This is a genomic window from Mesobacterium pallidum, assembly GCF_019966535.1.
In the GTDB taxonomy this organism is placed as follows: domain Bacteria; phylum Pseudomonadota; class Alphaproteobacteria; order Rhodobacterales; family Rhodobacteraceae; genus Mesobacterium; species Mesobacterium pallidum.
Window position 1 is genome coordinate 17,033 of record NZ_JAIMID010000018.1, and the last position, 26,328, is coordinate 43,360.

Below are 26,328 nucleotides of genomic sequence, written 5' to 3' on the forward strand. Positions count from 1 at the left end.
CGTGAATCACGTACCCAAGCGGAAATCAATGGGTCCAGACCCTAGGGCGATCACCCCCACGATAAAGATGTTGGCCAGCGCCAGCGAGATCCCCAGTTTCCAGCTGAGCGCCAGATAGCGCGCTTCGCGGATGCGCGGCATGTAGCGCCCGACGCCCAGCATCGCGGCGGCCACGAACATGATCTTGATCGCGCTCCAGGCCCAGGGCGGCAGCCAGGGGCCGAGCCAGCCGCCGAGGTAGAAGGTCACGGTCGCGCCCGCCAGCGCCAGGATGATCGTCATGCGCCCCAGCCGCAGCACCGCGAGGCGCGCGCCGGTATATTCCGCCTCGACCCCTCCGGCCAGCTCGCCGGTGGCATCGGGCAGGTCGAGCGGCGGCAGCCAGGCCAGCCCCATCGCCGCCACGACGAACAGGACGAAACCGATCGGCTGGTAGATCACGTTCCAGAGCTGCGCCTGCGAGGTCACGATCTGCACCGTAGAAAGCGACTCCGCCCGCATCGCCACGGCAGTGATCGGCATTACGATCAGCATCGCATAGGCGATGAACTGGCCCAGGAACCGCCAGCCCGCGATCATGGCATAGGCCCCGTTCGGCCCCCATCCGGCCATGATGAGCGCCACCAGAACATAGGCCAGCGCCGCGTTCAGGAACAGCGCCCCGGTGGCCAGGTCGGTGATGATCAGACCCGGCGCCAGCGGGATCACCGCCACCGCCAACAGCCCGGCCACCAGCAGCAGAACCGGCCCGATCTCGAAGAATAGCCGGTCGGATTTGCGCGCCAGCACCGACTCGCGCCCGAGCAGCGCCAGCGCCGCCCAGGCGGGACCCGTCAGGCTCAGGTGGCCATGCACCGCCCAGCGTTCGATCACGGCCAGAAGGTAGGCCCCGAGGGCCAGCGACAGAAGGACGATGGCGACAGTCATCCGCGCATCTCCCAGGGCGACAGGTCGAGCGAGCCGATGGCCACCAGCGCATCGCCCAGCTCCCGCTGCCGGGTCAGATCGTCGATCAGGGCAAGATGCGCGGTGGACGGCGTTTTCAGCTCCGCCCCGGTCACCTTGCCATCGGTCAGCGTCACGGTCAGGCGCGCCGCGCCGCGCGGCGTTTCGATGCTGGCCGCGCCCTCGCCCGAGACCACGCCCACATCCGCCAGCATGGGTGCGGCAAGCGTGCCCGCCGTCGCGATCAGCCCGATGCTCTGGTCGATCTCGTCGCAGCGCAGCATCATCCGGGCCAGCGCGTCGCCGCCATTCCGGACGCGGATCCCGAACCCAAGCTCCTTCAGCGTTGCATCGTCGCTGCGCGCATCCGACCCGCCGCCGCGCGCCCGGTCCACCGGCCCCCACGCGACGCGGTCCTTTCCGACACGCCCGATCCCCCGCAGGCGCATCCGCATCAGGGGCGCCGCCTGAACCCGTCGGATCAGCCGCCCGATCGGTCCCGCCAGCGCGGCGATTTCGGCGGCGCCTGCACCCTGCACCGCCAGTTGCAGCGCCCCGGCCCGCCCCGCCAGCCACAGAAACCCGGTTTGGACGCCGAACTCGGCCAGCCAACTCAGGTGGCTCGCGATCCGCTCCCGCTCGATGGCGGCGGCACGGGCGCGGCGATCATCCGCGCCGAACGCGATTCCGGCAGCGTCCTCGATCGCAGCACAGGCCAGCGCCCGGTAGGCAATCGGGCTTGACTGCATCGCCGCCAGATGATCGACGAATTGGCCCGGGGCCATTGCCGTCCCCCCCGGCAGGTCGGCCATCCCGACAAGGCTCCGGGCGTCGCTGCCCGCCACGGTATCGCCGTCCAGTGTCAGGCTCAGGTGCAGACCGGCGGGCAGACCGGGGAAGAACGGGCCGAAAGGCGCTTCGATCCACTCCATTTGCAAGCCGTCGCTGCTGCGCGGCTGATCTTTGGTCAATTCGACCATCGACATGAAATGTGGCTCGATTCCGTCAACGGGTTCGGAGGAATGCCCGCCATGTCCGGAATGCCCACCATGACCCCCGTGGCCCTTGTGCCCGTGGCCGCCCTCGCTGCCGGCCTTCACCAGGGTCATGCCGCATTTCGGGCATTTGCCGGGTTCGTCGCTGACCACTTCGGGGTGCATCGGGCAGGTGTAGGCGGCGTCCTTGGCTGTGTCACCGTGGTCGGTGTGGCAGCTATCGCCCGACTTCGGTTCGTGCCCGGAATGGTCGGCCATCTCGGACATGGTCTGCGCCTGCCCGTGACCACGGTGGCCTGCTGCGGATGTTTCCCGCGGGACAAGGGTCATGCCGCATTTGGGGCAATCGCCGGGCTCGTCGCGGATTATTTCGGGGTGCATCGGGCAGGTGTATTCGATGCGCACTTCCAGTGCGGCAGCGGTAAAATCGGCCGCATCCGGCTGGAAAGCGCCCGCTGCGACGACGCGGCGCAGCTCTGCCAGTCCCGATTGCAGGCCCTCCTGGGTCAACGGCGCCGATACATCGGCCGCGGGCAGAGGCGCGATGTCCCCGGCACCAAGCGCGAGGATCGCCCGCGGGCGCGGCATCTGGGCAAAGACGACCGCCGCTGCATCCCGCAGACCCTCCGGGATCGGGCCGACGATGATCAGGACCCCGGCGTGGCGCGGCGTGCCGACGACGCGCAGGTGCGGCCCCGCCAGATCGAGCCCCCGCGACCGGGCGACGGCCGGACCGGGCAGCACGAAGGCACTCAGGTCGCGCGACATTGCCGTGGCGATGACCCGCCGGATCCCGGAGATCGCGCCCTGACGCGCGCCCGCAAGCATCATTGCCGCCTCAGTGCGCCCTGGCTCCAGCCATAGAGCAGGCCCAGAAACAGGATGGCAAGAAACACGCCCATGTCGAGCAGGGCGATGAGCCCTTCCTCGCGATAAACGACGGCCCACGGATACATGAAGGCCATTTCCATGTCGAAGGCGAGAAACAGAAGCGCGTACCCGGCATAGCGGGCATGGTAACGCACCCAGACCGGATCGCGCGACAGGGTGCCCGCGGTGGCGGGAACATCCTTGCCGGGTTCCGCGCGGGCGCGTCCGATCGCGCGGGCAAACGCATAGAGGCTGATGACAAAGCCGAACACGCCGACGCTCAATCCGAATAGGATGGCATACTGGGAAAGCTCGCTCATCTTCTACTCCGCCTCCTTGCGACTGGTGGTCCAGGATCACACTAAGTCTTTGAACTTCGGAGCACAATCAGGCAAACGCCCAGGCCTCGCCCCGGCTGATATCAAGACGCTGCAGGACACAGACCATTACAGAACCGTCGGTGAAACCGTATACTGTGACGCAAACGACACCAGATGGACCGGCCGGAGACCCGGCGTTCGACCCGTGCCGCTTTAGCCTCTGCGCCCGCGTGACTGCCGAGGCGACGCGGAGCAGGCGTTTCGCCTCCTGTTTTGGGGGGAGCCGGACCAATCCTGCGGCTGACGATTTGCATTCTTTTCAAGGCTGTAGAAGTCGCTTAGGTTTGGAAACAGAGTAGGCTAGAAAAGGAAAATGCCATGTGCCTGTCGGCCCAAGTCAGTTTTGCTGCAAGCGTTTTCCTTGTCGGGGGTGGGGCCGCCATTTCGATCGTGGCCTTCCAGCGCAACAAGCGCTATCTCCCGCTTGCATTGATGCCGCTTTTCGCAGGTCTTCAGCAATTCACTGAGGGTTTCGTCTGGGTTGGCATGAACGGAAATGATCCACTGACGGTCTTGTGGGGGGCGATGGGGTTCATCTTCTTCACTTGGTTCATGTGGCCGATTTGGGTTCCCTTCTCGGTTTATGTACTGGAGCCGGACGACAGTCCGCGTAAGCGATTGTTCCGCCTTATGGCGCTGATCGGACTGGCCTTCGGCCTGCTGCTCTACATCCCGCACGGGCTCAACAGCGACATGGTCGTGGTCGAGATCAACAACCAGTCGCTGGCCTATGAAAAATCCATGTGGCTCGATTTCATGATGCCGCGGTGGTTGACCAACACGATCTACGTGACCCTCATCACACTGCCGCCGGCCCTGTCGCACTACAAACATGTGCGCCATTTCGCCCTGACGCTGGTGGCGGTGATCGTGGTCGATATTGCTTTCCTGCAATATGCCTACATTTCTTTCTTCTGCCTGCTGGCAGGACTTGCGACGCTGCATCTGGTCTACATCATCCTGACAAACAAGTGCGCCCGTGAATGTCCTGAACTGTTCGCCTAAATCCGACAAGTAAATGGGATCCGGGCAAAGACTGCTGGTACCAATGACGAGGTCAACGGGAAGCGCTTGATCTGAAAGAAGAAGCTGCAAAAAAGTAAGCGCGCTTACGTGCATTCGAATCCCTATTTCCTCACCCGCATTGCCCCATACCGACCCTGATACAGTTTAAAACCTGTTCACTACATCTTCAAAGAAGGAGACCACTGCTTTCGGGTGGCCTAAGGTAAATGTGAGACTTGTTCGGTCAAGTTGGGGAACGTCTGAACTACGCCTTCGGCTTCGCCGAAAGCCAGTCACTCAGGCTGTGAAAGCGAAGCGCGCGCGCCAAGCACGATGAATTTCGCCCGGTATGGCGCCGCTGAGGGGCCGAAACGGGGTCTTCAGACAGAGTCCGCCTCATGCCATCAGCTTCCGTCGCACGAGGAACAGGTTGCCGAGGGCGAACAGCGTGAAAAGTTGCGCGCGGTTTTTGGCCAGCCCCCGGTAGCGGGTCTTCAGATAGCCGAACTGGCGCTTGAGCACGCGGAACGGATGCTCGACCCGGGCACGGATCATGGCGATGATGCGGTTGATGTCCGCGTCGGTGGGGTCGAGGGTGGCACCCTTTCCCGCCTTCCGCATGACGCCCCAGAACTTGCCGGGAGTGGAGAATGCGGCCTCGCGCGCAGCGCTGACATAGCCCTTGTCCGCCCACACCGATGTCTCTTTGCCATGTAGGAGCTCATCCCACACCTGGCTGTCGTGCACCTTCGCTGTCGTGGTTTCGAGGCTGTGCACGATGCCGCTCTCAGCATCCACTCCGACGTGCGCTTTCATACCGAAATACCAGTCGTTACCCTTCTTCGTCGACGACATCTCCGGATCGCGGGCCTTGGCTTCGTTCTTGGTCGAGGACGGCGCGTCGATGATCGTCGCATCTACCAGCGTGCCTGAGCGCAGGGTGATACCCTGATCGGCCAGATGCATGTTCACCTCGACGAACAACCGCTCCGTTAGTGCGTGCTTCTCCAGCAGGTGTCGGAAGTTCAGGATCGTCGTCTCATCGGGGATGCGGTCATCGCCGAGCTCGATGCCCGCGAACCGGCGCATGGCCTCGCTGTCGTAGAGCATCTCCTCGGCCATGGGATCGCTGAGCGCATACCATTGCTGGAGGAAATACACCCGCAACATCGTTTCCAGTGGCATCGGCGGACGCCCTCCGCGCGCACCCCGCTTCGGGTAATGCAGTTCAATCAGGGCAAGCAGCCGCGTCCACGGCACCACATCTTCCATCTCGGCCAGGAACTTCTCGCGCCGCGTCTGTTTCTTCTTCATCGCGTGGCGGAGGTCGGGAAAGGCTGGCTGCTTGGGCATCGGCGGGCGTCCTTTTTCGTCCCGCTCAGTCTACCCCGCCGCGCTCAGCGCGCGAGGTTTTTCAGACTCTCCTTGGCTGTAGGGGAGGTAAAATCAGCTAACCCGCCAAACACCCTACATACCGCGTAGAAGCCGATTTCATGTTGCACACACAATGCAAAAGGTAGAACTTAAGCCATTGAACTTCCAAACGAACCAGTCCAATCCATCACTGGACCAACCTCTTTGCCCTCTCTGATACCCTGACTAGCTGAACGCTCGTGGTTGTTGCTGCCGCCCTTAAAGCAGCTGGACTGTGCACAACGCCTCGCCCAATCACTTCCCCAGCGGTCAAAGCCCCGACCCGCGCCCGCCCTTGAACGCCGGACGTATTGACCATCCCCCTGGCAACCGCAGCCGCAGCGGCAAACGCATTCGGTCCGGCCACAACCATGAAATTCCCCGACAGGCCACGTACAATGAGCGGCGTCGCCGCGACGAACCCCTTCGCGAGAAACACCATCACGAAGAACGGGATAAGCGAGCCGATATTGGTCGCGGAGCCAGGATCGCCGAGCTGCGCCAGGAGCGCGTTGGCCATGCCGACTACGGTCGAGAACATCGCGGCGATGACGACGGGGTAGAAGGCATAGCTGACGGTGGTCGAGACCCAGCGGTGGAAGAAATCCTTGGTCGCCTCGAAGAGCGATAGTGCGATCATGACGGGCGCGAGTCCGAGCATCAGGGTCAGCATCATCTTGGCGAAGATCAGCACGATCCCGGTCATGAAGCCGAGGAGGCTCAGGAGCACGAGGCCGATACCACCGAGGATCGCACCGGTCATCCAGTTCAGGTTGCTGCCGATGGCGTTCAGGTAGTCGGCAAATCGTTCAATGAGATTATCAAATTCGCCAGCGAAGTGCGTGGCCCCTGCCCCGCCTCCACCAACTGACGACACGAGCGCGCCTGCGACGTAATCCAATCCGCCGATCACCGCGTTGGCGACTGCATTGAACTGGACCCAGTTGAAGGCAAAAAGCCCGACCAGCATCAGCTTCATGAGGTACCAGAAGAAGCTCGCGCCATCCATGCTGCGGTACTGGAAGGCCATATTGATGAAGAGCCCGATGGCCGAGAGGGTCACCATCAGCAGGACGATCGTGCCAATGTTGCCTGCGACCGCCCCGAACTGGGACTCCGCGGCATCGGCAAGGAACGCGTCCGCCGTTCCAACCATCCAGCTGACGACACCCATTACCAGTTGCCTTGGGCTTCACAGATGTCCTGAACGCCTTGGCGGATGTCATTGCGTTCCCGGCGGATATGAAGCTGGGCCTGCGTATGTTCAGCATTGGAGCTGGTGGCAAACCGCTCGGCGTATTCCGCTGAAACCTCATCCCATCCCGGGAAGCGCGTTTCGCAAGAGCAATCCTCTGTCTCGGCAATCCGCTCCCAAGCACGCAACTCGTATAGGTCCATCATCGTCAGCGCCTTGTAGGCTTCGCGTGGATGCAGTTCATCCATCCAAGCGGGGCGCGCAGTGCGGTCGTTGCAGATCCGGTACCTCTGCGGCGCAATGTCGACCGTGAGGTCGGTTGACACGTTGGGCGCGCCCTCGGACAGTGCCGAACCGGCACCAAGAACGACAAGAATGGCAATGTTGGAAAGGCGCATGGGGTATCCTTTGATGGTCACTGGCGAAGCTCTTCGGTCTGACCGGGCAGGTAGAATTCGGTGATGCCGCGCGCGCCCTGGTGGCGGCCGGCCTGGATGATGACGTCGATCGAGCCTTCGATGTAGCGGATCATGTCGGTGTAGGTCAGGGGCAGATCGGTCTTCAACGCGGCGATGGCAAGTCGTCTCACGGCGAGCTGGGGGGTTTCCGCGTGGAGCGTGGTGAGCGAGCCGCCATGGCCGGTGTTGATCGCCTCGAGGAAGGTCATGGCCTCCTTGCCGCGAACCTCGCCGAGCACGATGCGGTCAGGCCGCATCCGCAGCGTCGAGGTCAGGAGCTGGTCGGCGCCGCGAGTGTCGCTCTCCCGATCCGAGATCAGCGTCACCGCGTTCGGTTGTCCGGGCCGCAGCTCGGCCGCCTCCTCGATGGTGACGATCCGCTCCTGATCTGGAACGAGGGAGAGGATCTTGCGGGCCGCGACGGTCTTGCCGGTCGAGGTCCCGCCCGAGACGATCATGTTGAGCTTGTTCTGGACACAGAACTTGAGCGCGGCGTCGATCTCGCCCGTGGCCACGACCTCTCGCAGAGCAAGGTTCCGCTCGCGCCGCAGCGCCTCGAGGCTGGTTTCCTGGTCGAAGAGATATGCGAGTTTGATCTCCTGCAGCGGCAGGCTTGAGAAGAACCGCAGCGAGATCGAAAACCCGCCCTCGACAGCGGGCGGCTGGATCACCTGGGCACGGATCGGACGGTCCCGGTAGAGGATGCTGACGGAGACGATGGGTTTCTTCTGGCTGAGCGTCGTGCCCGCGGCCGAGGCGATCTGGTTGCCGAGGTCCTTGATGGCGGTCTGGCTCAGGGGCGTGCCGAGCGGAGACATGAAATGATCGCCGTGGAACTCACCCCAGGCGCTGCCGTCGGGGTTGATACAGATCTCGATCACGTCCGGACGGCCGATGGAGGGCGCCAGCGCATCGAGCGAGGCTTCGAGGTAGCTCGCCGCCATGTCAGAAGATCTCGAGGTCGCGATCGACCATGACGGTGATCCGCGTGCCCTGGTCGACATGGATGACCGGTTTGATCGCCAGATACTCCTGCATGACGCTTTGCGTGCTGTCGCGCAGATCGGACCCGACATCGCTCGCCACATCCGCCGCCGCCTCGTCCTCGATCTGACCCGCCGCGGCCGCCGGGAGCGCGCCGATCAGCGAGATGAGCGCGGCCGAGCCGAAGCGCTCTGCGAAGCGCGTGTCGACGAAACCCGTCGTTCCGGAGCGCCCGAGTTCGTCGCCGCCATAGGCGCTGATCTCAATCGACTGGTTGTCGGGCAGGATGATCCGGTCCCAGGCCACCATCACCCGGGACTGCGCCAGCGCCACGTCGGAGCGATAGCGCCCGATGAGCCGCGCGCCGCGCGGGATCAGGACGCGAGAGCCGTCGAAGGCATGCACGTCCTCGGAGACGATGGCACGGATCGCGCCGGGCAGGCTGCTGTCGAGCGCGGTCTCGGTCACCGCCTGGATCATCGTGCCCTGCGGCACGGTGTGGGACGCGTTGGCGATCACCTCCGCGCGGGTCACCTCTGCGACCTGCGCACCGGACCTGACGAAGGTCTCGTCGGCGTTCAGCCGGGCCTCGATGGCCCCGCCCTGTGGTCCGTTCCCGGCCCCGGAGAAGGCGATCATCGGTGAGGCGATGCGTTCGGCGCGGGCCTCGGCTTCCGCCGCGCGGCGGCGTTCGAGCTCGGCGAGACGCAGCTCTTCCTCGGTGGGCCCAAGTGCTGTGGGCGCGGGTTGTTGCAGCTGCGCCAGTTCCAGATCCATGCCCATCTGTTCCAGCGCCCGGTCGCGCTCGGTCAGCTGCCGCTCGAAGGCGCGGCGGGACTCTTCGCCTGCTGCCTGCAGCGCCGCGATCTCAGCGGTCAGATCGCTGATGGCGGCATCTGCGGCAGAGGACGATGGCTCCGCCTCCTTGGCCAAGAGCACATCGAGTTCGGCCCGCACCGCCGCCAGCGCTTCGGCCAGGGCGCGCTCGGTCTCGCTCGGTCCGGCGTCCGCCGGCGCCGGCTCGGGGGTCCGGACCGGCAGTACGGCGGGCACCAGGTCGCCGAAGCCCGAGCCCTGGTCCTGGAACTCGGCTGGCGCGGCGGTCGGCATCGGCGCCGACCCCTCGGGCTGGAATGCGGCATAGGCGAGACCGCCCAGGCCCGCGATCCCGAGCACGCCGAGAAGGGCCGCGACCGGGGACGGACGCCGGACCCCCGCCTTCTTCCCGCTCGCGCCTTCGAGCGCGGCAAGACGGGCCGCGAGATCTTCAGGTTCGTTGCTCATGCGCCGGCTCCCGCACGGCCAAGGTCCCGGATGCAGACCACCTCGTCGCCGAGGCGCAGCACCCATTGGGGGTTCACCCCGGAGACGCGGATCACGCCATCCGCCTGCGCCTGGCTGTTGACAGAGCGCTCCGCGCCGCGCGTGTGGCGGAAGATCGCCGGGACGGGCGCGTTCCGTGCGAAGCGGAAATAGGTGAAGGTGCCATCGTCCCAGACCGAGAGTGGTGTGAACTCGCGCTGCTCGCTCGCGCCGTAATTGGCATTGGGCGCGGCAGCCGCCACCGCCTGCCGAGGTGCGCTGCGGCTCTCGGGGTAGCGGAACTGCACGACGTAATGCGGGGTCTCCCGCGCCTCGACGACGTGGAAGTAGTAGGACCGCCGGTTGGTGTAGACCGTGATGTTGGTGGCGACGCCCGAGGCCACGGGCTTGATCGCGAAGGCGCGGCCGCCCGGGACCGCGTCGAACTGGAAGCCGACCGTGTCGCCGGCGATGATCGAGCGGATGGTCTCGCCCTCGCCGAATTCGACCGTGGTGACACGGGTGAGGCTGGTCACCACGCGGAACACCTGGCCGTCGACCCAGGTCGCGATCCGGACCCGGCTGTCATGGGCGCCGCGCCCGGGCGTGGTCTCGGCCCAGGCGGGGAGTCCTACGGACATCGCGGCCGCGATGAGGAGGCCGGAAAGGGAAAGGCGGGTCGTCATTCGGCGCGGTCCGATCTGATGGCGTATTGCGTGACTGTGAAGCCGAAGGGGTTCTGCCAGACCTCGTCGAGGACGCGCGGGGTCTCGGGATGGAACTCGAACATCAGCGTGGCGGTGAAGGCGCCGTCCTGCACGCCCTGCGGTCCGGTCAGGCGTTTGCGCAGGCGCACCTGGGCGCGGTTCTCGCCGATGAGCGTGATGCTGGCGATCTCGACCGCCATCTCGGCCCCTGCCCCGTAGCGCGTCGGCGGATAGGTCTCCTGTCCGCTGGTCCAGGTCACGCGCATGCTGGCCTCGGCGGCACCCTTCGATTGCGCCAGCACCCGGCGCACGCGCAGGTCATTGTCGAGCTGGTTGTAGGTCTCGCGGTCGGTGATGTAGCGGTAGATCTGCGCCTCGATCACCGCGGGACGCTCGGCGAGCGTCACTGTCTGGACGGCTGCGTTCGGCAGGGCGAGACCAGTGGCCGGATCGAAGGGGACGACGACCGGGGGCGGGACCTCGATCAGGAGGGCGATGGCGGCGGCCGAGAGGCAGCCCAATACGCCGAAGACAGCGCCGCCGATGCCGATCTTGCGCCAGGTCTCTTCGCGGCGCAGCGCGCCATAGACCAGTTCCTCCTCGACGATCGCGTCGATGCCCGTTCCCATCGTCATGGCCGGAGCTCCGGCAGGGTGAAGTCCATGTAGCGGCGCTCTTCGGCGATGGTCGCGGCATCGACCACGCCCGCATTGCCTGCGCCGACGGTCTGGATCGCCTCGAGCTCCCACATCCGGGTCATCGCGATTGCAAGCTCCGCGGTCACCCGGGTGTTGTGGTCCATCGACTCTTTCAGATCAGCCATGTCGGGGATCATCTCGACCAGGCGCTCGACACGTTCCAGCGATTGCGCCGCCTCGGCATGGCTGTTCTGCGCCGCCGCCGAGAGCACGGCCCCAGTGGTCGCGCGGGTGGCCACCCCTTGCGCGCCGGGACTGCCGCTGCGGGCGATCTCGGCAAGGCTGTCCTCGTCGAAGCCAGCGCTCGCCAGCGCGGTCTCCATCTGGGTGCGGAGCGGCCCGGCGGAGGAGCCGAGGAGCGCGCTCCAGTCGCCCTGCTGGATGCCGGTGATCAGATCGCCGATGTCGGAGAAATCCGCCTCGAGCAGCCCGTCGAGATCGCCGCCCATGAAGAGGCCGAGGATCCGATCCCGCGCGCCGGTGAGCGAGGCGTACATCTGGTTCAGCTGGTCGAGCTGCTGCTGTACGAGGTCGAGCTGCTCAAGGAGGGTATCGAGCTGATCGGTCTGGATCCCGAAGTCCTCCAGCATCTGCTGCAGCTGGCGGATTTCCTGGGCGATGTTCTGGGTGTCGACCGTCGGCACGCCCTGGGCGATCGCAGGCGCGGACGCCATGCTCATGGTCACGGCTACCGCGGCGGCTGTTCCGAACAGAATTTTCCGTGCGCGCGGGAAGTTCGTCCTCATCGCAATGTCTCCAAACTGAAATCCATGTATTGCCGCTCGGCAGCCTGGGCCGCGGCGAGCGCGATCTGTTCCGCGCTCATCGGCTCGGTCCGTGCCGCCTTGAGGCGGGTGCGGATGGCGACGAGGCGCGCCAGTTCCGCGCGGGCATAGGTGTTGAGCGCCAGCGCCTCGTGCAGATCCTCGGTCTCGCCGATCCGCTCGATGATGTCCTGCACCCGGAGCGCGGCAGCCCGGACCGAGACCATCGAATAGTCGCCATAGACCCCGGAGCCATGTGCCGAGAGGCTGAAGCTCGCATTGGCGAGAAGGACCGGATCGATGGTGCCGAGCGCGTCGATCCCGCCGACCGCAGCGAGGTAGCGGTTGTACTGCTCGGGGATGACCACGACGTAGTGCTGGGTCTCGGTGAAAGGCGGCACGCCGCCGTAATCCTGCACGTTGCCGGGCCCGGCGTTATAGGCGGCGAGCCCGTGGATGATGTTGCCGCCGAACATGTTCAGCATCTGCGCGAGGTAGCGCGCGCCGCCGGTCACCTGCAGGTAGGGATCGTCGTAATAGGCGGGATAGATGCCGAGATCGGAGGCGGTGCCGGGCGTGATCTGGGTGAGACCGAAGGCGCCGACGGGTGAGCGGGCACCGATCTGGAACCGGCTCTCCTGCCAGATCAGCGCCTGGAGGAGGCAGCGCCATTGCACCAGCGACAGTCCGGCGCGCGACACGCCCTGCAGGGAGAAGGTGTCGCGCGCCGCGCGGATGATCAGCTCCTCGATCCCCTCGCGCGCGTCGCCGAACATACGGGCCGCGGCCGGATTGCCATCCTCGGCGCCATAGAGCACGGCGGCGGAAGTCTCGGAGCCCCTGCCCGCCTCCAGTCCCGCGATGGTCGCAGAGACATCGGTTCCGCCCAAGCTTGTCGCCTCGACGAGATCGTTCAGCGCCGCGAGCTGCTGGCGTTCGATCTCGGCCAGCTCCTCTTGCCCAGTCAGCCGGTCGCGCTGCAATGCGAGATCCCGGTCGCGCTGCGCGATGAGCGCCGCCGTGCGCGTAAAATCCTGCGCATCAAAGGTCGGCACGCCCTGACCCGACGCGGGACACGCGAGCGCGGCGACAGCGAGAATTGGAGAAAGCCGGCGCAACATGGATCAGTCCGCGAGCCCGAGCGCGGTGAAGCTGCAGGAGGTGTCGGCCCGCGTGACCGCCACGCCCTTGGTGGAAACACGCGACGCGTTCGGGCTCTCGGCCCGAAAATTGAAGCAGTTCGCCGTCGCGGGCTTGTATTCGGCGCAGGCCGACAGGGTGAGCCCGAGGGCGAGACACCCCAGGCGCAGGGTGAACGTCTTGGTCATCATGTTCTCCAGAATTCCGGGCGGTCGCGGTAATCGCTGCCCACCAGCTCCTCGCCCTTTTCCATGCCGCCGAGGATGGTTACGAGCGGCCCGAGGCTCGAGAGATCGGCGTCGATCACCACCGATCCACGGTCGTCGCGGACGAGCGCCAGGCGCGAGGACGAGCCGACGCCCAGAAGGATGTCGAGCTCCTTTTCCGAGAGACCCAGCATGGCGTAATCGGTCTCGCTCGCGCGGATGTTGGGCAGGAGGATCTGCGTCGGTACCGCCTCGACGATGGTCTTGCCGGTGCGGGTGCGTTCGAGCTGACTGGCGTATTGGGTCATCATCACGACGACCGCGTTCTGTTTCCGGGCGGTGACGAGCCAGTTCGACAGCCGCTCCGCGAAATACGCATTGTCGAGCGCCTTCCAGGCCTCGTCGATCAGGATGACGGTCGGCTTGCGGTCTTCGATCACCCGCTCGACCCGCCGGAAGAGATAGGAGAGCACCGCCATGCGTTCCCGCTCGCTCTCGGAATCGAGGATGCCGGTCAGATCGAAGCCGGAGATGTCGCCGGCGAGGCTGAAGGTATCGTGGGCATTGGCGCCGAAGATCCAGCCGTAGCGGCCGTCGGCGGTCCATTCCTGCATGCGCTCGAAGAGATCGCCCTCGTCATCGGTCGAGACCAGCAGCGAGGCAAAATCCGACCAGTTCCGGAGACCTTCGTGACTGGCCGAGGCGTTCTGGCGCACGACCTCCTGCAACCGGTTGGTCTGGACCGGGGTGAGCGGGCGATCGCGACGTTCGAGGAGCGTCGCGAGCCAGTCGGCGAGCCAGGCCTGGCCGCGCGCATCGGTCTCGGTCTGGAGCGGATTGAGACCCGTGGGCCGCCCGGCCCGCACGGTCGAATAGCTGCCGCCGAGCGCCCGCACCGCCATCTCCATGCCGGCGCGGTAGTCGAAGACGAAGAGCCGGGCATTGGCCCGCCGCGCCATCGCCATGAGGAAGGCCGCGAGCACGGACTTCCCCGAGCCGGGGCGTCCAAGGATCAACGTATGCCCGCCGGTCGGCTCACGATCCGGCGCGCCCTGTTCGTGGAAGTTGAACCGGAACCCGCCGCGCTCGGGCGTCGGGAAGAGCGTGATCGGCAGGCCCCAGGGCACGTCGCTCCCCGGTTTACCGAGAGGCGTGCGGTGCAGCGTGGCCAGGTCCGCGAAATTGTGGTTGGTGATCGCCGCCTTGCGGCTCCGCGCCCCGGTATTGCCGGGATGCTGGGCCATGTAATGCGCCCGCGCGCCGAAGCCTTCCGAGATCAAGTTGATGCCGGTGCTGGCGGCGATGTTGCGCACTTCGGCGCAGATATCGTCGAGCGCGGCCCGGGTCTTCGCATAGACCGCGACCGTCATGTGATGCTCGCCGAATATCAGGCGCTTCGATTCCAGGTCGTCCTGCGCAAGCTCCAGTTCCTCGGCGAGGCTGACCGCGCCGTCATTGGCAGCCTGCATGAGCCGCAGCTGCCGCTTGATGCGGCCGGCCATGATATTCGAGTTTACGGCCACGAAGGAATGCGCGACGACCATGTCGACCGGCAGGTTCAGCTCGTCGAGCATCAGCGCGTCGGTCTTGGCCGGGTAGTTTTTGACCGCGAAGATCGCGCCGAATTTCTCACCCGCCGCCCCCTCGGAGAGACGGATCGTCGGACCGTCGAAGGTCACCCGCGTGTTGGCCACGTCCTCGGCGAGGATGCCGAAGCGCGAGCGCGGGAAGAGCGGATGCTCGCAGCCCGTGTTGAGGCTGCCGAGGAAGCCGAGCAGTGTGCCGGAATTTGCGGACAACAGCCGGGGTTTCATCTCGTCGAAGGTGGAGAGGATGAACCCCACCACCTCGTCGAGCTTGCGCAGCCTCCGAACCGTGCCCTGCGCGAGCCGCGCCCGGGAAGCGGTGGCCAGGAACGGCAGGCCCCTGCCTGTCTCGGGGCGTTTCAGGACCGTCAAGGTCAGCGTCTTGTCGCGCAGCCCCGACGCGCGAAGATGCGCGCGCCAGCGCCGGTCGATCTCGCCCGCAAAGCCATCCTCTTCAACCGGCGGCAGATCCACCTCGACCGCCTTCGAGACCTTGTGCAGGTAGAAGGAGAACCCTGTCCCGGCCTGCGCTACGATCCCGGCCATCAGCGCGCCGATGCGGTCGAGATGCACATCCTCGCTCGTGGTGCTGTTCACCCCCTCGAGCCGGATGCATTGCATGAGCTCGTTGCCGCGGGTTCGGATCGTGGTGTCGCTGACGAGGCTCACATAGGGCAGCATCTGCGAGAGACGCTTCTCGCCCGCGACCCAGGACGGCAGCGCCGTCCCGAGATCGAGGTCGTCGCCATATCCAGCATCACGGGGCATAGCTGTCGCCTCCGTGAAGCTTGCGGTTCCGGGTCGGCGGCGTCTCCTGGAGCGTGATCACCAGCACGTCGAGGAAGTTCGAATCCCAGTCGGCGGCCTTCCAGAGCGCGGGCCAGGCGATGCCGGCGATCAGCACCACGACCCAGCTCTGCACCCAGAGGAACAGGAGCGTGGAGCCGAAGAGCCAGACCATGGCGTACATGATCGGCAAGCCCATGAGCTTGGGCGGCCTGAGGAGGCCGATGAAGACGCGCGACTGGTCCGCCATGGTATCAGACCTCAGGTGGTCCAGATCGCGGCGACGATGGTCGGGGCGGCCGCGATCCCGGCGATCGCCACCACGACCCAGAGCGCCTGCCGGAAATCGAGGATGCCGAAGAGCCAGGACAGGAACACGCCGATCAGCGCCAGCGTGCCGATGACGATGCCCAGGGGCCCGGTGATGGCATCGACGATGCCCTGCAACAGGGTCTGCACCGGCGAGAGGTCGATGCTTTGCGCCAGCGCCGGTCCTGCGGCGACGATCAGCAGGGCCGCCGCGACGGCGGTCAGATTCACTTGTCTTCTCACGAAATCTCTCCTCTCAGGCGCAGCATCGCGGCGGTCACTTTCGCCACGTGGCCCATGGTTTCTCGGTAAGGGGGAATGCCGCCGTGACGGTCCACCGCCTCGGGTCCGGCATTGTAGGCGGCTAGCGCCAGGCGACTGTCGCCGAAACGGTCGAGCATCATCAGCAGATACCGCGCAGAGCCGTCGAGGTTCTGGCGCTGATCATGCGGATCGACGCCCAGAACGCGCGCTGTGTCCGGCATCAGCTGGCCGAGCCCGATCGCGCCCGCGCCGCTCAGGGCGCGCGGATTATAGGCGCTCTCGATCTCGATGTTGGCCCGATAGAGCGCGGCCCAGTCGGTGACCGAGAGACCGGCGCGGCGCAACCCGGGATGACCCGCATAGCGGAAGGCAGTCGCCTCGATGGCCGCCAGGATCTCGGGAGGAGCCGGAACGGGCGCACGCGGCGCGCGCTCTGGGTCCGCTTCACCTTGAGATTGGTTGGAGAAGAGAAAGAGCCGGTCGCCGGGACCCGTTGCACCGTTCGCTTGCGTGTCGGTCGATGCGTCTGGATCATCCTGCGTGGCGGAGACATCGATCAGCCGACCGTCCTGGCCGACGGAGAAGATGAACCCGCCTGTCGTCGTCTGTGCCAGCAAGGCCGAGGGTGCGGAACAAACACCTGTACCAAGCAGGGCAAGGACCGCGAGAACGCGGCAGGCGGTAAATCCGTCAGGCCTTGGCGGCCAGAGGTTTGCCCGGGGCTTCGTGGGGAACCCGTCCGCCTTCTTCGAGCGGGATGGAAACGACGGTCGCGCCCATGTCGGCCAGGAAACTGACGAGGCCGACGATCGTCTTGAATTCGCGGATCTTGAGATAGCTGCGCGAGGTGACGAGCAGTTTCTCGTCCCGTCCATCGGCAGAGACGGCCCGCACGGTCCAGGTGCCGTACCAGCTGTTGTGGCGTTTCTCGGCGCCTTCCTTGCAGACGACCTCGGCCCTGTATCCCTGGCCGAGCAATCCGCGCAGTCCGTCTTCGGTGACCACATTCGGTGCTTCTTCTATCATGACCTCCCTTGGGCCCTCCTCATCATGAGTACCGGCCCGTGGGACATTTCCACACGGGCGATACAAGACAACATTAATGACTGCAAGACGATTTCTTCATCTTGACTGGATGCTTTCGCGCACTTAGGACCGCTATCACACAAATCCACCGTTTCACACCGGCAAAGGAGTTTTGCCCTGCGCATGTTTTGTGTCGGACGTGCCAACCTGCCCGGTTTGGTGGCGATCTTCGTGCTGAGCGGTCAGATGGCAAGCGCCTGCACCGCGCCGGACCGGCCCTTCCTGCCCGAGAACCCTGAAGACGTGCGCGCGTACGCCGACCTGCTGCGGGCCGACTTCGAAGGATACATCGCCGACATCCAGGAGTACTTCCGCTGCCTTGATGCCGAGCGCCAGCGCGCCTTCCTCGAGGCGCAGGAGGTCAGCCGCGACTATGGGCGGCTGGTCGAGATCCTGGAGTGAGGACCCGCAAGCTTTCTGGTCTCCGCTTCAGACATTGAGCGTCACAAAGAAATCTGATTGCCGTCATTCGTGTTGTATTGTATTCGGCCGCACAGTTTTGTGGAGAGTCGATACATGCGACGCAAGATCCTGCGGCTGGCGATGGCCGCGACATTGACGCTTTCGGGACAAGTCCCGTTGGCGACCCCGGCGAGCGCCTACCAGGTGGACTGCGCCATCCTGCTCTGCCTCGCGGGCGGCTGGCCGGCCTCGGCGCCATGTGCCCATGCCCGCGCGGTTTTTATCCGCCGGATCACCCCCTGGCCCATCGAACCGCCGCTGCAGATCTGGCGCTGTCCCATGGGGGCGTCGTTCTCGCCGATCGAGGCCCCCGGACCGTCCGAACGCCTGTTCGATGCCGCCTTCCAGGCCCCCTGCCCCGACAGTCCTTCCCGGAGGATGCGCCGGTGATCGAGGTCCAGGCCACCGACGGGGCGGACATCGACATCTCGGACGACGCCTTCGATTTCGTGCGCAGCATCCGGGTCTATCACATCCAGTACCGCCAGCACGAAAACCGCGACGGGGACTGCAATCGCAGCGACTCGACGCGGCACGGGTCCTTCGGCGCGCAGGGCGACTATCGCTGGACCCCGTCCAGCACGGCCCAGGTCCCGCCTGCCTCGCAGCTGCGGATCCCGAACGGGTGCGGCAGTTATTTCTATCGCTCTGTCTTCATCGACTGGCGTGACCACGCCGGAAACTACGGCTCCGAAGAAGTCCGCTACTGACCATTTCCCGGCCCGGGTCACCCCGGGTCTGAACATCCATTTGCACCGGAGGCTGTGCATCCCACACCCAGAAAAGAGAACGACGCCAGACCGATAGTCCGACGCCGCGCCCGATTACTCACTGTGCCCGAGTTTTCTAGCCGATCGCCCGGAGTCCTGCAACCAGCAAAGTTGTTTTGCTGGCAGGAATGTTGTTGCCTCACGATCTGACGTCGTCCTTCCGAAGAGACGACATTCATGGACCTTACAACCGGCTCAATTCTGCGACAGATTCTCCGATGCGACCTGTCCGTTTCCGCGCACAAGCTCGCGACGATCATCCTCGACGGCATCGCCTGGAAGGACGGCTACAACGGGCTCGAACGCGGCACCGCTGCTTTCACGCTGTCCACGCTTTCCGACATCATGGGCGTGACCCGCCAGCACCTCACGACCCTGCTTGCGGAGCTCGCGGCATCGGAGCTTCGCGTCGAGCGCTGGAAGCCGAACGGCAAGTTCGCGCCGTGGCTCTTCCGCTTTGGCTGCGTCGCCGACGAGTCGCCACAGCATCTGACGTCAACTGGGGGCGACACGTCACTATATAGAGACTCTAATAACAAAACTATCTTCTCCGGGAAGATCGAGATCGCCCCCGGCTCGAACGTCCATCGCACGACCTGGGCGGCGCTCATCAAGGCGGCGAAAGCCGCCCTGCCTTGCTGGAACGTGGACACGCAAGCAATCTGGGATCGCTTTATGGCCTTCAACGAAGCCCGCGGAAACACCTGCGTTCCGGCGGGGTTCCTCCTGGGCTTCATGCGGCGTTGGCAGACATCGGTTGGGCGACCGCCGGCATCGCCGACTTCCGTCAGTCGCCCCAAGTCGGAAACAGAGAACGCCGAGGCCGAACTGGTACATCTGACGCGCTCTGCCCCGGCTGCAAACCGTCAGTTTCACGCCGCCGACTTGCAGCGCAGGATCGGCCATGTGGCCTACAAGGACCGGGTCAGGGCCATGGTCGAACGGTTCGGATGCGGGGAGTTTGCGGCGACGCTCGCCGTCCACGGTGAAGCCGCACGTCGCCGAGAGATCAGTCCATGAGCGATCATCAACTTGCTATTATCGGCGGCGCCCAACTATGCAATTGCCTGCCTTGATCATGATGCCATGTCTTGCGCCGCCTAAGATGGTAACCACGCATCGAATTCGCGTCGCCCGAAGGCAAGGCAGGTCGTCTTTGATATGGTCCGACCCGCCAAGGCCACTCTCTTAGCGCGCTGTCTTGTTGCGATTCGGATTGCAGGCTTCAAACAGCGTCCGTATCGATGCGGCACTCATCGCGCGCTTCATGGTCTTCCGACCGGATGCCGAACGAAGCCTGCCGGATGCAAAGTTACGTCTTCTCAGGGCTTTGGTCTCGAAACGCGGGCAACTTGTCGAGACCCGAAAGCGCCTTCTGGCACAAATCAAAGCACATGAGAAATTGAGCACGGCAGACTGGTTCGCAGATATGGACACCGAATTGAAAGATATTCTGGATCGCCAGATCCAACAGCTGGAGGTGCAGATCGAACAGGCTCACATGCCGCAGCAGTCGTCTTCCGCCTTCAATGGCCCGTCTGCCTCGCATCGTGCCACTGTTATGCGCGATCGGTGCTAGGCTGGTACGGTCCTGTTGCCAGCAGGATAATCCGTTCATATGACAGATTCCTCGGTTCATGCAAGTCATCCCGCCCTCGTCGCCCGGCTGAAACGCGCTGACGGCCACCTGCGCGCCGTGATTGAGATGATCGAGGCAGGCAAGCCCTGCCTCGAAATCGCCCAGCAGATGCAGGCGGTCGAAAAGGCTATCACGAACGCCAAGCGGGCACTGATCCATGATCACATGGACCATTGCCTGGACGTCGAAGGTTCCGAAACAGATCGCGCCGAACTGCGGACGATCGCTCGATATCTCTGAGGCCCGCCATGCTCGATATTCTCGCCGACCGGACTTATCGCCACTTGTTTCTGGCGCAGGTCGTGGCGCTTCTGGGAACTGGACTCGCAACGGTCGCGCTCGGTTTGCTGGCCTTCGATCTGGCGGGGGACGACGCAGCTTTGGTGCTGGGCACAGTCTTCACGATCAAGATGGTGGCCTATGTGGGCATCGCGCCCATTGCCGGGGCATTTGCGGACCGGTTGCCGCGCCGCGCGTTTCTGGTGACGCTCGATCTGGTGCGCGCCGGCGTTGCGCTGGCATTGCCCTTCGTGACCGAGGTCTGGCAGGTCTATGTGCTGATCTTCCTGCTCCAATCGGCCTCCGCCGCCTTCACGCCGACCTTTCAGGCGACGATCCCGGATGTTCTGCCCGAGGAGGCCCGATATACCCGCGCGCTGTCGCTGTCGCGGCTGGCCTACGATCTGGAAAACATCGTCAGTCCGACTCTGGCCGCGCTTCTGCTCACGGTGATGTCCTACAATTCGCTTTTCCTTGGAACGGTCGCAGGTTTCGCGGCCTCGGCCCTTCTGGTTGTTTCGGTGCTGCTGCCCAGCCCCAGCCCGTCCGAGCCACGCGGAATCTACGATCGAACCACACGGGGCATCCGCATCTATCTGGCCACCCCGCGCCTTCGCGGGCTTCTGGCCCTGAACCTCGCGGCGGCGGCGGCAGGCGCGATGGTGCTGGTCAATACCGTCGTATTGGTGCGCGGAGAGCTCGGCCTGTCGGAGAGCGCGCTGGCCTGGACCATGTTCGCTTTCGGCGCGGGCTCCATGACGGCCGCGCTTGTCCTTCCGCGGGTATTGGATGCGCTGCCGGACCGGCCGGTGATGTTCGGCGGCGCGCTGCTGATGGTGGCGACACTTCTGGGGCTGGGAGTGAGGGTTCTGGTAGCCGGGCTCGGCTGGAAGATCCTTCTGGTAGCCTGGTTGCTGGTGGGACTTGGGTATTCCGCCGTCCTGACGCCCTCGGGCCGGCTGCTGCGCCGTTCCGCCCATGCCGGAGACCGCCCCGCGCTGTTCGCGGCGCAATTCGCGTTGTCCCACGCCTGCTGGCTGGTGACCTATCCGCTGTCGGGCTGGCTACTGACGGTCTACGGCGTCGTTCCGGCGCTGGCCGGATTGGCGCTGCTTGCGGCCGGCGGAATGCTCGCCGCAGTGAAGCTCTGGCCGTCGGGCGACCCTGTCGAACTTGAACACACACATGAAAACTTGCCACTCGATCATCCCCACCTGAGGGGGCATCGCAGGCATATCCATGCCCTGGTGATCGACGAAAGCCATCCTCGCTGGGCCACGCATTTGTAAGTTTTAGTTCGACGCCAAGCCTGTACGTAGGCAAGTCCACTTTCTTCCATAGGGGCATCCGTTCACCGCGCAACATTGGTCATTATGAACTCGATGTGTGGATTCTGGTAGTGCCCCGAGGCGTGGTGTAGGAGGCCGCGCGCGGAGCCGTTGGCGTAGCGCAGCGCGCGGCCGGGCTGGTGGCCACCGCGTTTCCATCCAAGCAAGCTTGCGCTGGACGGCGGCACGGCTGGCGCCCGTCAGGGCCTCGGCCATCGGGGCCGAAACGTGCGGCCATTCGGTCAGCACAGCGCGCAAGTAAGGGGGTGTCTTGCCTGAAAGCGACTTCATCTCGGCCTCTGCCCGCGCAGATATTTCGATGGCGTTTGCCAAACTGCGAGCCAAGCTCCAAGTCGTAGGCTTGTGCAGAAAGGTCTGGCAATCGACGAAACTTCAACGAGTGTTAGACCCGGGGTGGTCTGGCATGCAATCTTTGACCCTATGCAAAAGTTTTTCCTCCTGGACATGCCTGCAAGGTTATTCGTTCGGAACACGCTGCTCGTCAGCCTCGTAGGATTGTTTGCAGTACTCGTGCCCTACATTATCCTGACTCCGGGTTTCGGGGCGATGCTGGCTGAGGGCGGAGCAGCGTTGAGCCGGTTTCTCCGTCAAGTTCTCACGAACGGTCTGCCGGTCGTCTTCGCGGTCAATTACGTCGGCTTCTTCCTGATTGCCTTGGGGAACACACGGACCGAAACGCACAAGGTGCCAATATTGGCGCTGGTGCTCGACATACCCACAAGGGTTGCCGCCTTTGTTGTCCTGCACGTGATCATCTACGTGATGTCTGCCGACTGGTTCGATTCCTTCGGAGGCAGTCGCGAGACGGCGCTGCGTGTCGTGGCTCCGACACTCGCGAGATCGGCGTTTTTCGAAAACTTGTCTGGCGTCTATCTCTATGCCTCCCTCTTGTGTACGTTTCCGATGCACGTGGACTTGATCGCACGTGCAGGCTGGACGCGACGGATCGGCAGAGGATTGCCGCGTTTGGCGATGCCTGTTTTACTGGCCTCGATTTGGTTTGCGCTTGCCGTCGTCATCCTGACGCTCTTGGCCGTCCAGATCACCAGATGGCAGCAGTCCTGATCCTCGCAAGGCTCCCTGCATCACGAAGAGTTGCACGGCCCGAGGATCCGCCGGGACGCGTGCTCTCGTCCGTCCCGCGTGGATATTGCTGCTGAATTATCCGGTTAACAGATTGATTTATATCTGCATTCACGTGGCTCTGATCATGGGCAAATACGCCTCTCCCGCCTCCCCTCGCGGTCCAGAGACGGACGCTCGGGGTTTGACCTGAATCATGGAAGCGCCCCTCACCCTTCGCGATCATGGGAATGTTGCTTCTGAAGGGCGAAAGTGTTGCGAGGCAGACGCTCCCTAATCTTGCGGACACGCGGCATCAGGTTGGTGCCGGTGCTTCTGGCATTTCTTGCGATTGCGCTTTCTTCCCTGCATGCCAGCGAAGTCCACGCGGAAACAGGGCAGTTGCAACAAGTTCAGGTCCAGCAGATAGACGACGATATCCATCCCGCTGACTTTCCCTCAGAAACTGCTGAGGCGCATTGCACGATGAATCTCTCTTGCCATGCGCAAGGGTTGTTGGCTGCGGCCGCAAGTTTGCCCGATGATACGGCCGTATCCGGCTTGGCCTGGTCCGAAGCCATTGTCTTGCGTGACGGACGGTGCCTCGCGGTGCCGACACCCCCTCCCCTTGCCGCCCGCGCCTGACGCGCGCGGGGTGAACTGACTCGACAGTTTCCGAACCTTGAGCGTTCCTCGCGCGCTCCTTTCGTTGCGATGTCGACGGAAGGACAGCGGCGGTCGTGTCATGGCATCCACGGTGACACCCGCGATCCCACGAAATCCATCCATCAGGGAAGCGTCTCATGTTTCGACACCTTTTCCGTCCTACACTCGTTCTGGCAACGGCCATACTGCCGATGATGGCCACTGCCGGCGAACTTCGCGTCTTCATTCCGGAAGGCAGCGCCGACACAGTTCGCGTCGTCGATCCGCAAACCGGTAAAGACCTCGGCAGGATCGAAGGCATCCTGGCCGTTCACGGTCTCGCGGGGAGCCCGAACTCCAAATACCTCGTGGCCGGCAGCTACGCCGAAGTCGACCGTGACGCGGCAATGGCAGCGGTCAAACCCGCCGATGTGAGCGGAGACGAGCACGCCGCCCACCACGCCAAGCCAGCGGAGCGGATCGGTCCTCAAGATGCCGGCATCAGCCTGCTGAGCGTCCTCGATGCGGAAACCGGCACGCTTGTGCGGCGTATCGAGGTGCCCGGCGTGGTGCACCACGTCGCGATTTCGCCGGATGGAAGGACTGCCGTCGCGACGCATCCGGCAAACGACGGTGTCTCCATCGTCGACCTGACGTCGCTCGAACTCGTCGCCTGGGTGCCGACCGGCGTGATGCCCAACTATGCCGTTTTCGGGACGGACCCCGGCGTCGTCTACGTGTCCAATGCCGGAAACGGGACGATCAGTGAGGTTGATCTCGACCGGGCGATCGTCCGGCGCAACCTGCTGGCTGGCGACGAACCCGAGCACCTGGTGATCAGCCCCGACAGCAAGCGCGTTCTTGTTGCGGATGCCGGGAACGGCACCGTGATCGAGCTGGAGATATCGAGCGGGCAGGAACTGCGCCGGTTTGAGATAGGTGGCGAGATACATGGCCTGGACCTGTCCGAAGACGGGGCGCGCCTGCTGGTCGCCGCGAAAGAGTCGGACCGCATCGTCGCCATAGACCTGGGAACAGGGGGCTTGGAATCCGCTTCGCTCGCACCGGTGCCCTATCACCTGACGACGATCCCGGGAGCCGACAGCGTCATCGTGTCGAGCCGGGACGAGCCGAAGGTCTGGGTCGTCGATGCGACCTCTCTCTCGGTGCTCCGGGAAATCAGGATCGAAGGCGAAGGCCATCAAATGGTCGTTCGGCCGGCCTCGTGACGACTTCGGACCCCGACTTGATGAAAAGGAGCAACTGAGATGTTGGCGTTTCTCTACTTCGTGGCCGTCGCGGCGCTCCTCTTCGCCGCGCTGAGATTTGGATGCGGCGCATGCGTGATGGGCCGCGATACCGACGGCGCCGGCGCGGCGCATCTTCTGCCAGTCCTCCCGCTTGGCTGGGCACTGAGCGGGTTTCTAGGCGCAACCTTCGTGATCTGCGTCGTCTTCGACCTCGTGTTCCCGCAGTTCGCCATGAATGCGTCCTGGAGAGCGCTGTTGCCCGGCTTCGTCTGGTTGACACCGTGGTCCTTCATTCTCGGGCTGGTGGAAAGCCTGCTGTACGGATGGTACGTCGCGCTCGTTTTCGGCGGCCTCTACAACGCGGCTGTTTCGCGGAGGGCTGGCGCATGACCCTGCCTTCCCGCCCGACACTGCGCTTCCTGGGCGCCACCGGAACGGTCACCGGATCGCGCTACCTGGTGGAACGGGGCGATCGCCGCATCCTAATCGACTGCGGGCTGTTCCAGGGGTTCAAGCAGCTTCGGCTGCGCAACCGAAAGCCCTTCCCGGTGCGCCCCGGCTCGATAGAGACGGTTCTGCTGACCCACGCGCATCTGGACCATTCGGGCTACCTGCCGGCATTAATCCGCGCCGGTTTCCGGGGTCGGGTCCTTTGCACGCCCGCCACACGGGAATTGTCCGGGCTGATCCTGCCCGACAGCGGCCACCTGCAGGAGGAAGAGGCCAGGCACGCACGAAAATGGCGCTACTCGAAACACAAGAAACCGGCCCCGCTCTACACCCTCAAGGATGCACAGGCGGCGTTGGAACATCTCGAGACTGTGGAGTTCGACCATCCGGTTAACCTCGGCGGCGGCCTGTCGGCGGAATTCATTCCGGCGGGTCACCTCCTCGGGGCCGCCCAGATCCGCCTGACGTTGGACGGCCTCACGGTGCATTTCTCCGGCGATCTGGGGCATGATCCCGATCCGCTGATGTGTCCGCCCGTGCCGTTTGCAGGGGCAGACGTGCTTGTGTGCGAGTCGACCTATGGCAACCGCAAGCATCCCGACACCGACCCGGAGGCCGAGCTTGCGCCGATCCTGAAGCGCACCTTCGCGCGCGGCGGCACCGTGCTCATTCCGTCCTTCGCGGTCGGGCGGGCGCAGGGGCTCATGTACCATATCTCGCGCCTCATGAGCCGCGGCGAGATCCCGTACGTGCCGGTCTACCTGAACAGCCCGATGGCCGTGGACGCCACGGAGATCTACCACCGGCACCATGACGAGCATCACGTCGCGTGGGAGGACTGCATCGGCATGTTCCGGATCGCAGAGCGGGTGAACACGGTCGAACAATCGAAGGAACTCAATACGCGCTTCGGGCCGATGATCATCGTTTCGGCCAGCGGGATGCTGACCGGCGGACGGATCCTGCACCATCTCCTCAGCTTTGGCAGGGACCGGCGGAACACGATCGTGCTGTCCGGTTTCCAGGCCGGCGGGACACGCGGCGCAGCACTGGCCGGGGGGCAACGCAAACTCCGGATCTTTGGCAAGGAGGTGCAGATAGACGCCGAGGTCGTGCAGCTCGAGACCTTCTCGGGTCATGCCGACGCGGACGAAATCCTGGCGTGGATGGCTGCAGGGCCGGCCCCGACGATGACCTACCTCACCCACGGCGAACCCGAGGCGGCGGATACCCTTCGCCGGCGTATCGCGCATGAGCTGGATCGCCCCGTGCGGGTCCCCGAGCACCTCGAGACCGTCAGACTGGACCGCCCGAGATGACCCGGCAACA

The 26,328-nt window shown here is 64.4% G+C and carries 31 protein-coding genes; 13 read left to right on the plus strand and 18 right to left on the minus strand.

What is annotated here, in order from left to right:
- Positions 1-6: 6 nt before the first annotated feature.
- Genes MF270_RS21300 through MF270_RS21310 form a run of 3 tightly spaced genes read right to left on the minus strand, consistent with a single transcriptional unit; the run spans position 7 to position 3,130 of the window.
- Positions 7-927 (minus strand): NADH-quinone oxidoreductase subunit H, encoded by a 921-nt coding sequence (locus MF270_RS21300; RefSeq protein ID WP_238367809.1) that lies wholly within the window; start codon positions 925-927, stop codon positions 7-9.
- A complete protein-coding gene (locus MF270_RS21305; protein WP_238367810.1) occupies positions 924-2,771 on the minus strand; it encodes a heavy metal-binding domain-containing protein in 1,848 nt (615 codons plus the stop codon). The genes MF270_RS21300 and MF270_RS21305 overlap by 4 nt, the downstream gene beginning before the upstream one ends.
- Positions 2,768-3,130 (minus strand): NADH-quinone oxidoreductase subunit A, encoded by a 363-nt coding sequence (locus tag MF270_RS21310; protein WP_238367811.1) that lies wholly within the window; start codon positions 3,128-3,130, stop codon positions 2,768-2,770. Before MF270_RS21310 ends, MF270_RS21305 begins: the two co-directional genes overlap by 4 nt.
- 378 nt (positions 3,131-3,508) lie before the next feature.
- On the opposite strand from MF270_RS21310, the gene MF270_RS21315 reads away from it, so the two are divergent.
- Entirely contained in the window at positions 3,509-4,195 is a 687-nt protein-coding gene (locus MF270_RS21315; RefSeq protein WP_043847429.1) for a DUF6629 family protein, read from the plus strand.
- A 396-nt stretch (positions 4,196-4,591) separates the two neighbouring features.
- On the opposite strand, the gene MF270_RS21320 is transcribed toward MF270_RS21315, so the two are convergent.
- From MF270_RS21320 to MF270_RS21390, 15 genes are all read right to left on the minus strand, one after another.
- Entirely contained in the window at positions 4,592-5,548 is a 957-nt protein-coding gene (locus MF270_RS21320) for an IS5 family transposase (protein ID WP_238367812.1), read from the minus strand.
- Between the two features lie 208 nt (positions 5,549-5,756).
- Positions 5,757-6,782, minus strand: a complete 1,026-nt coding sequence (locus tag MF270_RS21325; protein WP_238367813.1) for a TrbL/VirB6 family protein — start codon at positions 6,780-6,782, stop codon at positions 5,757-5,759.
- Entirely contained in the window at positions 6,782-7,201 is a 420-nt protein-coding gene (locus tag MF270_RS21330; RefSeq protein WP_094023174.1) for a hypothetical protein, read from the minus strand. Before MF270_RS21330 ends, MF270_RS21325 begins: the two co-directional genes overlap by 1 nt.
- 17 nt (positions 7,202-7,218) lie before the next feature.
- Positions 7,219-8,205 (minus strand): ATPase, T2SS/T4P/T4SS family, encoded by a 987-nt coding sequence (locus MF270_RS21335; protein WP_238367814.1) that lies wholly within the window; start codon positions 8,203-8,205, stop codon positions 7,219-7,221.
- Position 8,206: 1 nt separating this feature from the next.
- A complete protein-coding gene (locus tag MF270_RS21340) occupies positions 8,207-9,529 on the minus strand; it encodes a TraB/TrbI/VirB10 family type IV secretion system protein (RefSeq protein WP_238367815.1) in 1,323 nt (440 codons plus the stop codon).
- Positions 9,526-10,188, minus strand: coding sequence for a TrbG/VirB9 family P-type conjugative transfer protein (locus MF270_RS21345; RefSeq protein ID WP_238367816.1), 663 nt, complete (start codon positions 10,186-10,188; stop codon positions 9,526-9,528). Before MF270_RS21345 ends, MF270_RS21340 begins: the two co-directional genes overlap by 4 nt.
- Positions 10,189-10,229: 41 nt before the next feature.
- Complete coding sequence (locus MF270_RS21350; RefSeq protein WP_238367928.1) at positions 10,230-10,883, minus strand: VirB8 family type IV secretion system protein; 654 nt, start codon at positions 10,881-10,883, stop codon at positions 10,230-10,232.
- A gap of 2 nt (positions 10,884-10,885) precedes the next feature.
- Entirely contained in the window at positions 10,886-11,698 is an 813-nt protein-coding gene (locus tag MF270_RS21355) for a type IV secretion system protein (protein ID WP_418887894.1), read from the minus strand.
- Positions 11,695-12,837: a lytic transglycosylase domain-containing protein gene (locus tag MF270_RS21360; RefSeq protein ID WP_238367818.1), complete on the minus strand. Its 1,143-nt coding sequence runs from the start codon at positions 12,835-12,837 to the stop codon at positions 11,695-11,697. The genes MF270_RS21355 and MF270_RS21360 overlap by 4 nt, the downstream gene beginning before the upstream one ends.
- 3 nt (positions 12,838-12,840) lie before the next feature.
- Positions 12,841-13,044 (minus strand): hypothetical protein, encoded by a 204-nt coding sequence (locus MF270_RS21365; protein WP_238367819.1) that lies wholly within the window; start codon positions 13,042-13,044, stop codon positions 12,841-12,843.
- Positions 13,044-15,416: a VirB4 family type IV secretion/conjugal transfer ATPase gene (locus MF270_RS21370; RefSeq protein WP_238367820.1), complete on the minus strand. Its 2,373-nt coding sequence runs from the start codon at positions 15,414-15,416 to the stop codon at positions 13,044-13,046. Before MF270_RS21370 ends, MF270_RS21365 begins: the two co-directional genes overlap by 1 nt.
- Positions 15,406-15,684: a VirB3 family type IV secretion system protein gene (locus tag MF270_RS21375; RefSeq protein WP_238367821.1), complete on the minus strand. Its 279-nt coding sequence runs from the start codon at positions 15,682-15,684 to the stop codon at positions 15,406-15,408. The genes MF270_RS21370 and MF270_RS21375 overlap by 11 nt, the downstream gene beginning before the upstream one ends.
- Before the next feature lie 11 nt (positions 15,685-15,695).
- Complete coding sequence (locus MF270_RS21380) at positions 15,696-15,986, minus strand: TrbC/VirB2 family protein (RefSeq protein WP_238367822.1); 291 nt, start codon at positions 15,984-15,986, stop codon at positions 15,696-15,698.
- Positions 15,983-16,624 carry a lytic transglycosylase domain-containing protein gene (locus tag MF270_RS21385; RefSeq protein WP_238367823.1) on the minus strand — a complete coding sequence of 214 codons (642 nt, stop codon included), beginning with the start codon at positions 16,622-16,624 and terminating at the stop codon, positions 15,983-15,985. The genes MF270_RS21380 and MF270_RS21385 overlap by 4 nt, the downstream gene beginning before the upstream one ends.
- A 73-nt stretch (positions 16,625-16,697) precedes the next feature.
- On the minus strand, positions 16,698-17,033 hold the full coding sequence (locus tag MF270_RS21390) for a hypothetical protein (protein ID WP_088671273.1): 336 nt from the start codon (positions 17,031-17,033) through the stop codon (positions 16,698-16,700).
- Between the two features lie 183 nt (positions 17,034-17,216).
- On the opposite strand from MF270_RS21390, the gene MF270_RS21395 reads away from it, so the two are divergent.
- From MF270_RS21395 to MF270_RS21445, 12 genes are all read left to right on the plus strand, one after another.
- Positions 17,217-17,495: a hypothetical protein gene (locus MF270_RS21395; RefSeq protein WP_418887895.1), complete on the plus strand. Its 279-nt coding sequence runs from the start codon at positions 17,217-17,219 to the stop codon at positions 17,493-17,495.
- A gap of 114 nt (positions 17,496-17,609) precedes the next feature.
- Positions 17,610-17,945: a hypothetical protein gene (locus MF270_RS28385; protein WP_336246044.1), complete on the plus strand. Its 336-nt coding sequence runs from the start codon at positions 17,610-17,612 to the stop codon at positions 17,943-17,945.
- On the plus strand, positions 17,942-18,265 hold the full coding sequence (locus tag MF270_RS28390; RefSeq protein WP_336246045.1) for a hypothetical protein: 324 nt from the start codon (positions 17,942-17,944) through the stop codon (positions 18,263-18,265). Before MF270_RS28385 ends, MF270_RS28390 begins: the two co-directional genes overlap by 4 nt.
- A gap of 237 nt (positions 18,266-18,502) precedes the next feature.
- Positions 18,503-19,345, plus strand: a complete 843-nt coding sequence (locus tag MF270_RS21405) for a hypothetical protein (protein ID WP_238367824.1) — start codon at positions 18,503-18,505, stop codon at positions 19,343-19,345.
- A 181-nt stretch (positions 19,346-19,526) separates the two neighbouring features.
- Positions 19,527-19,904: a hypothetical protein gene (locus MF270_RS21410; RefSeq protein WP_238367825.1), complete on the plus strand. Its 378-nt coding sequence runs from the start codon at positions 19,527-19,529 to the stop codon at positions 19,902-19,904.
- A gap of 39 nt (positions 19,905-19,943) precedes the next feature.
- The gene (locus tag MF270_RS21415) at positions 19,944-20,204 is read left to right on the plus strand and encodes a metal-sensing transcriptional repressor (protein ID WP_238367826.1); all 261 of its coding nucleotides are present in this window, start codon (positions 19,944-19,946) and stop codon (positions 20,202-20,204) included.
- 8 nt (positions 20,205-20,212) lie between these two features.
- Positions 20,213-21,532, plus strand: coding sequence for an MFS transporter (locus tag MF270_RS21420; protein ID WP_238367827.1), 1,320 nt, complete (start codon positions 20,213-20,215; stop codon positions 21,530-21,532).
- Between the two features lie 480 nt (positions 21,533-22,012).
- Positions 22,013-22,657 (plus strand): hypothetical protein, encoded by a 645-nt coding sequence (locus tag MF270_RS21425; RefSeq protein ID WP_238367828.1) that lies wholly within the window; start codon positions 22,013-22,015, stop codon positions 22,655-22,657.
- Positions 22,658-22,978: 321 nt separating this feature from the next.
- Positions 22,979-23,299 (plus strand): hypothetical protein, encoded by a 321-nt coding sequence (locus MF270_RS21430; protein WP_238367829.1) that lies wholly within the window; start codon positions 22,979-22,981, stop codon positions 23,297-23,299.
- 212 nt (positions 23,300-23,511) lie between these two features.
- Positions 23,512-24,528 carry a YncE family protein gene (locus tag MF270_RS21435; protein WP_238367830.1) on the plus strand — a complete coding sequence of 339 codons (1,017 nt, stop codon included), beginning with the start codon at positions 23,512-23,514 and terminating at the stop codon, positions 24,526-24,528.
- A gap of 39 nt (positions 24,529-24,567) precedes the next feature.
- Positions 24,568-24,939 carry a DUF5676 family membrane protein gene (locus MF270_RS21440; protein WP_238367831.1) on the plus strand — a complete coding sequence of 124 codons (372 nt, stop codon included), beginning with the start codon at positions 24,568-24,570 and terminating at the stop codon, positions 24,937-24,939.
- The gene (locus tag MF270_RS21445) at positions 24,936-26,318 is read left to right on the plus strand and encodes an MBL fold metallo-hydrolase (protein ID WP_238367832.1); all 1,383 of its coding nucleotides are present in this window, start codon (positions 24,936-24,938) and stop codon (positions 26,316-26,318) included. Before MF270_RS21440 ends, MF270_RS21445 begins: the two co-directional genes overlap by 4 nt.
- Positions 26,319-26,328: the final 10 nt, after the last annotated feature.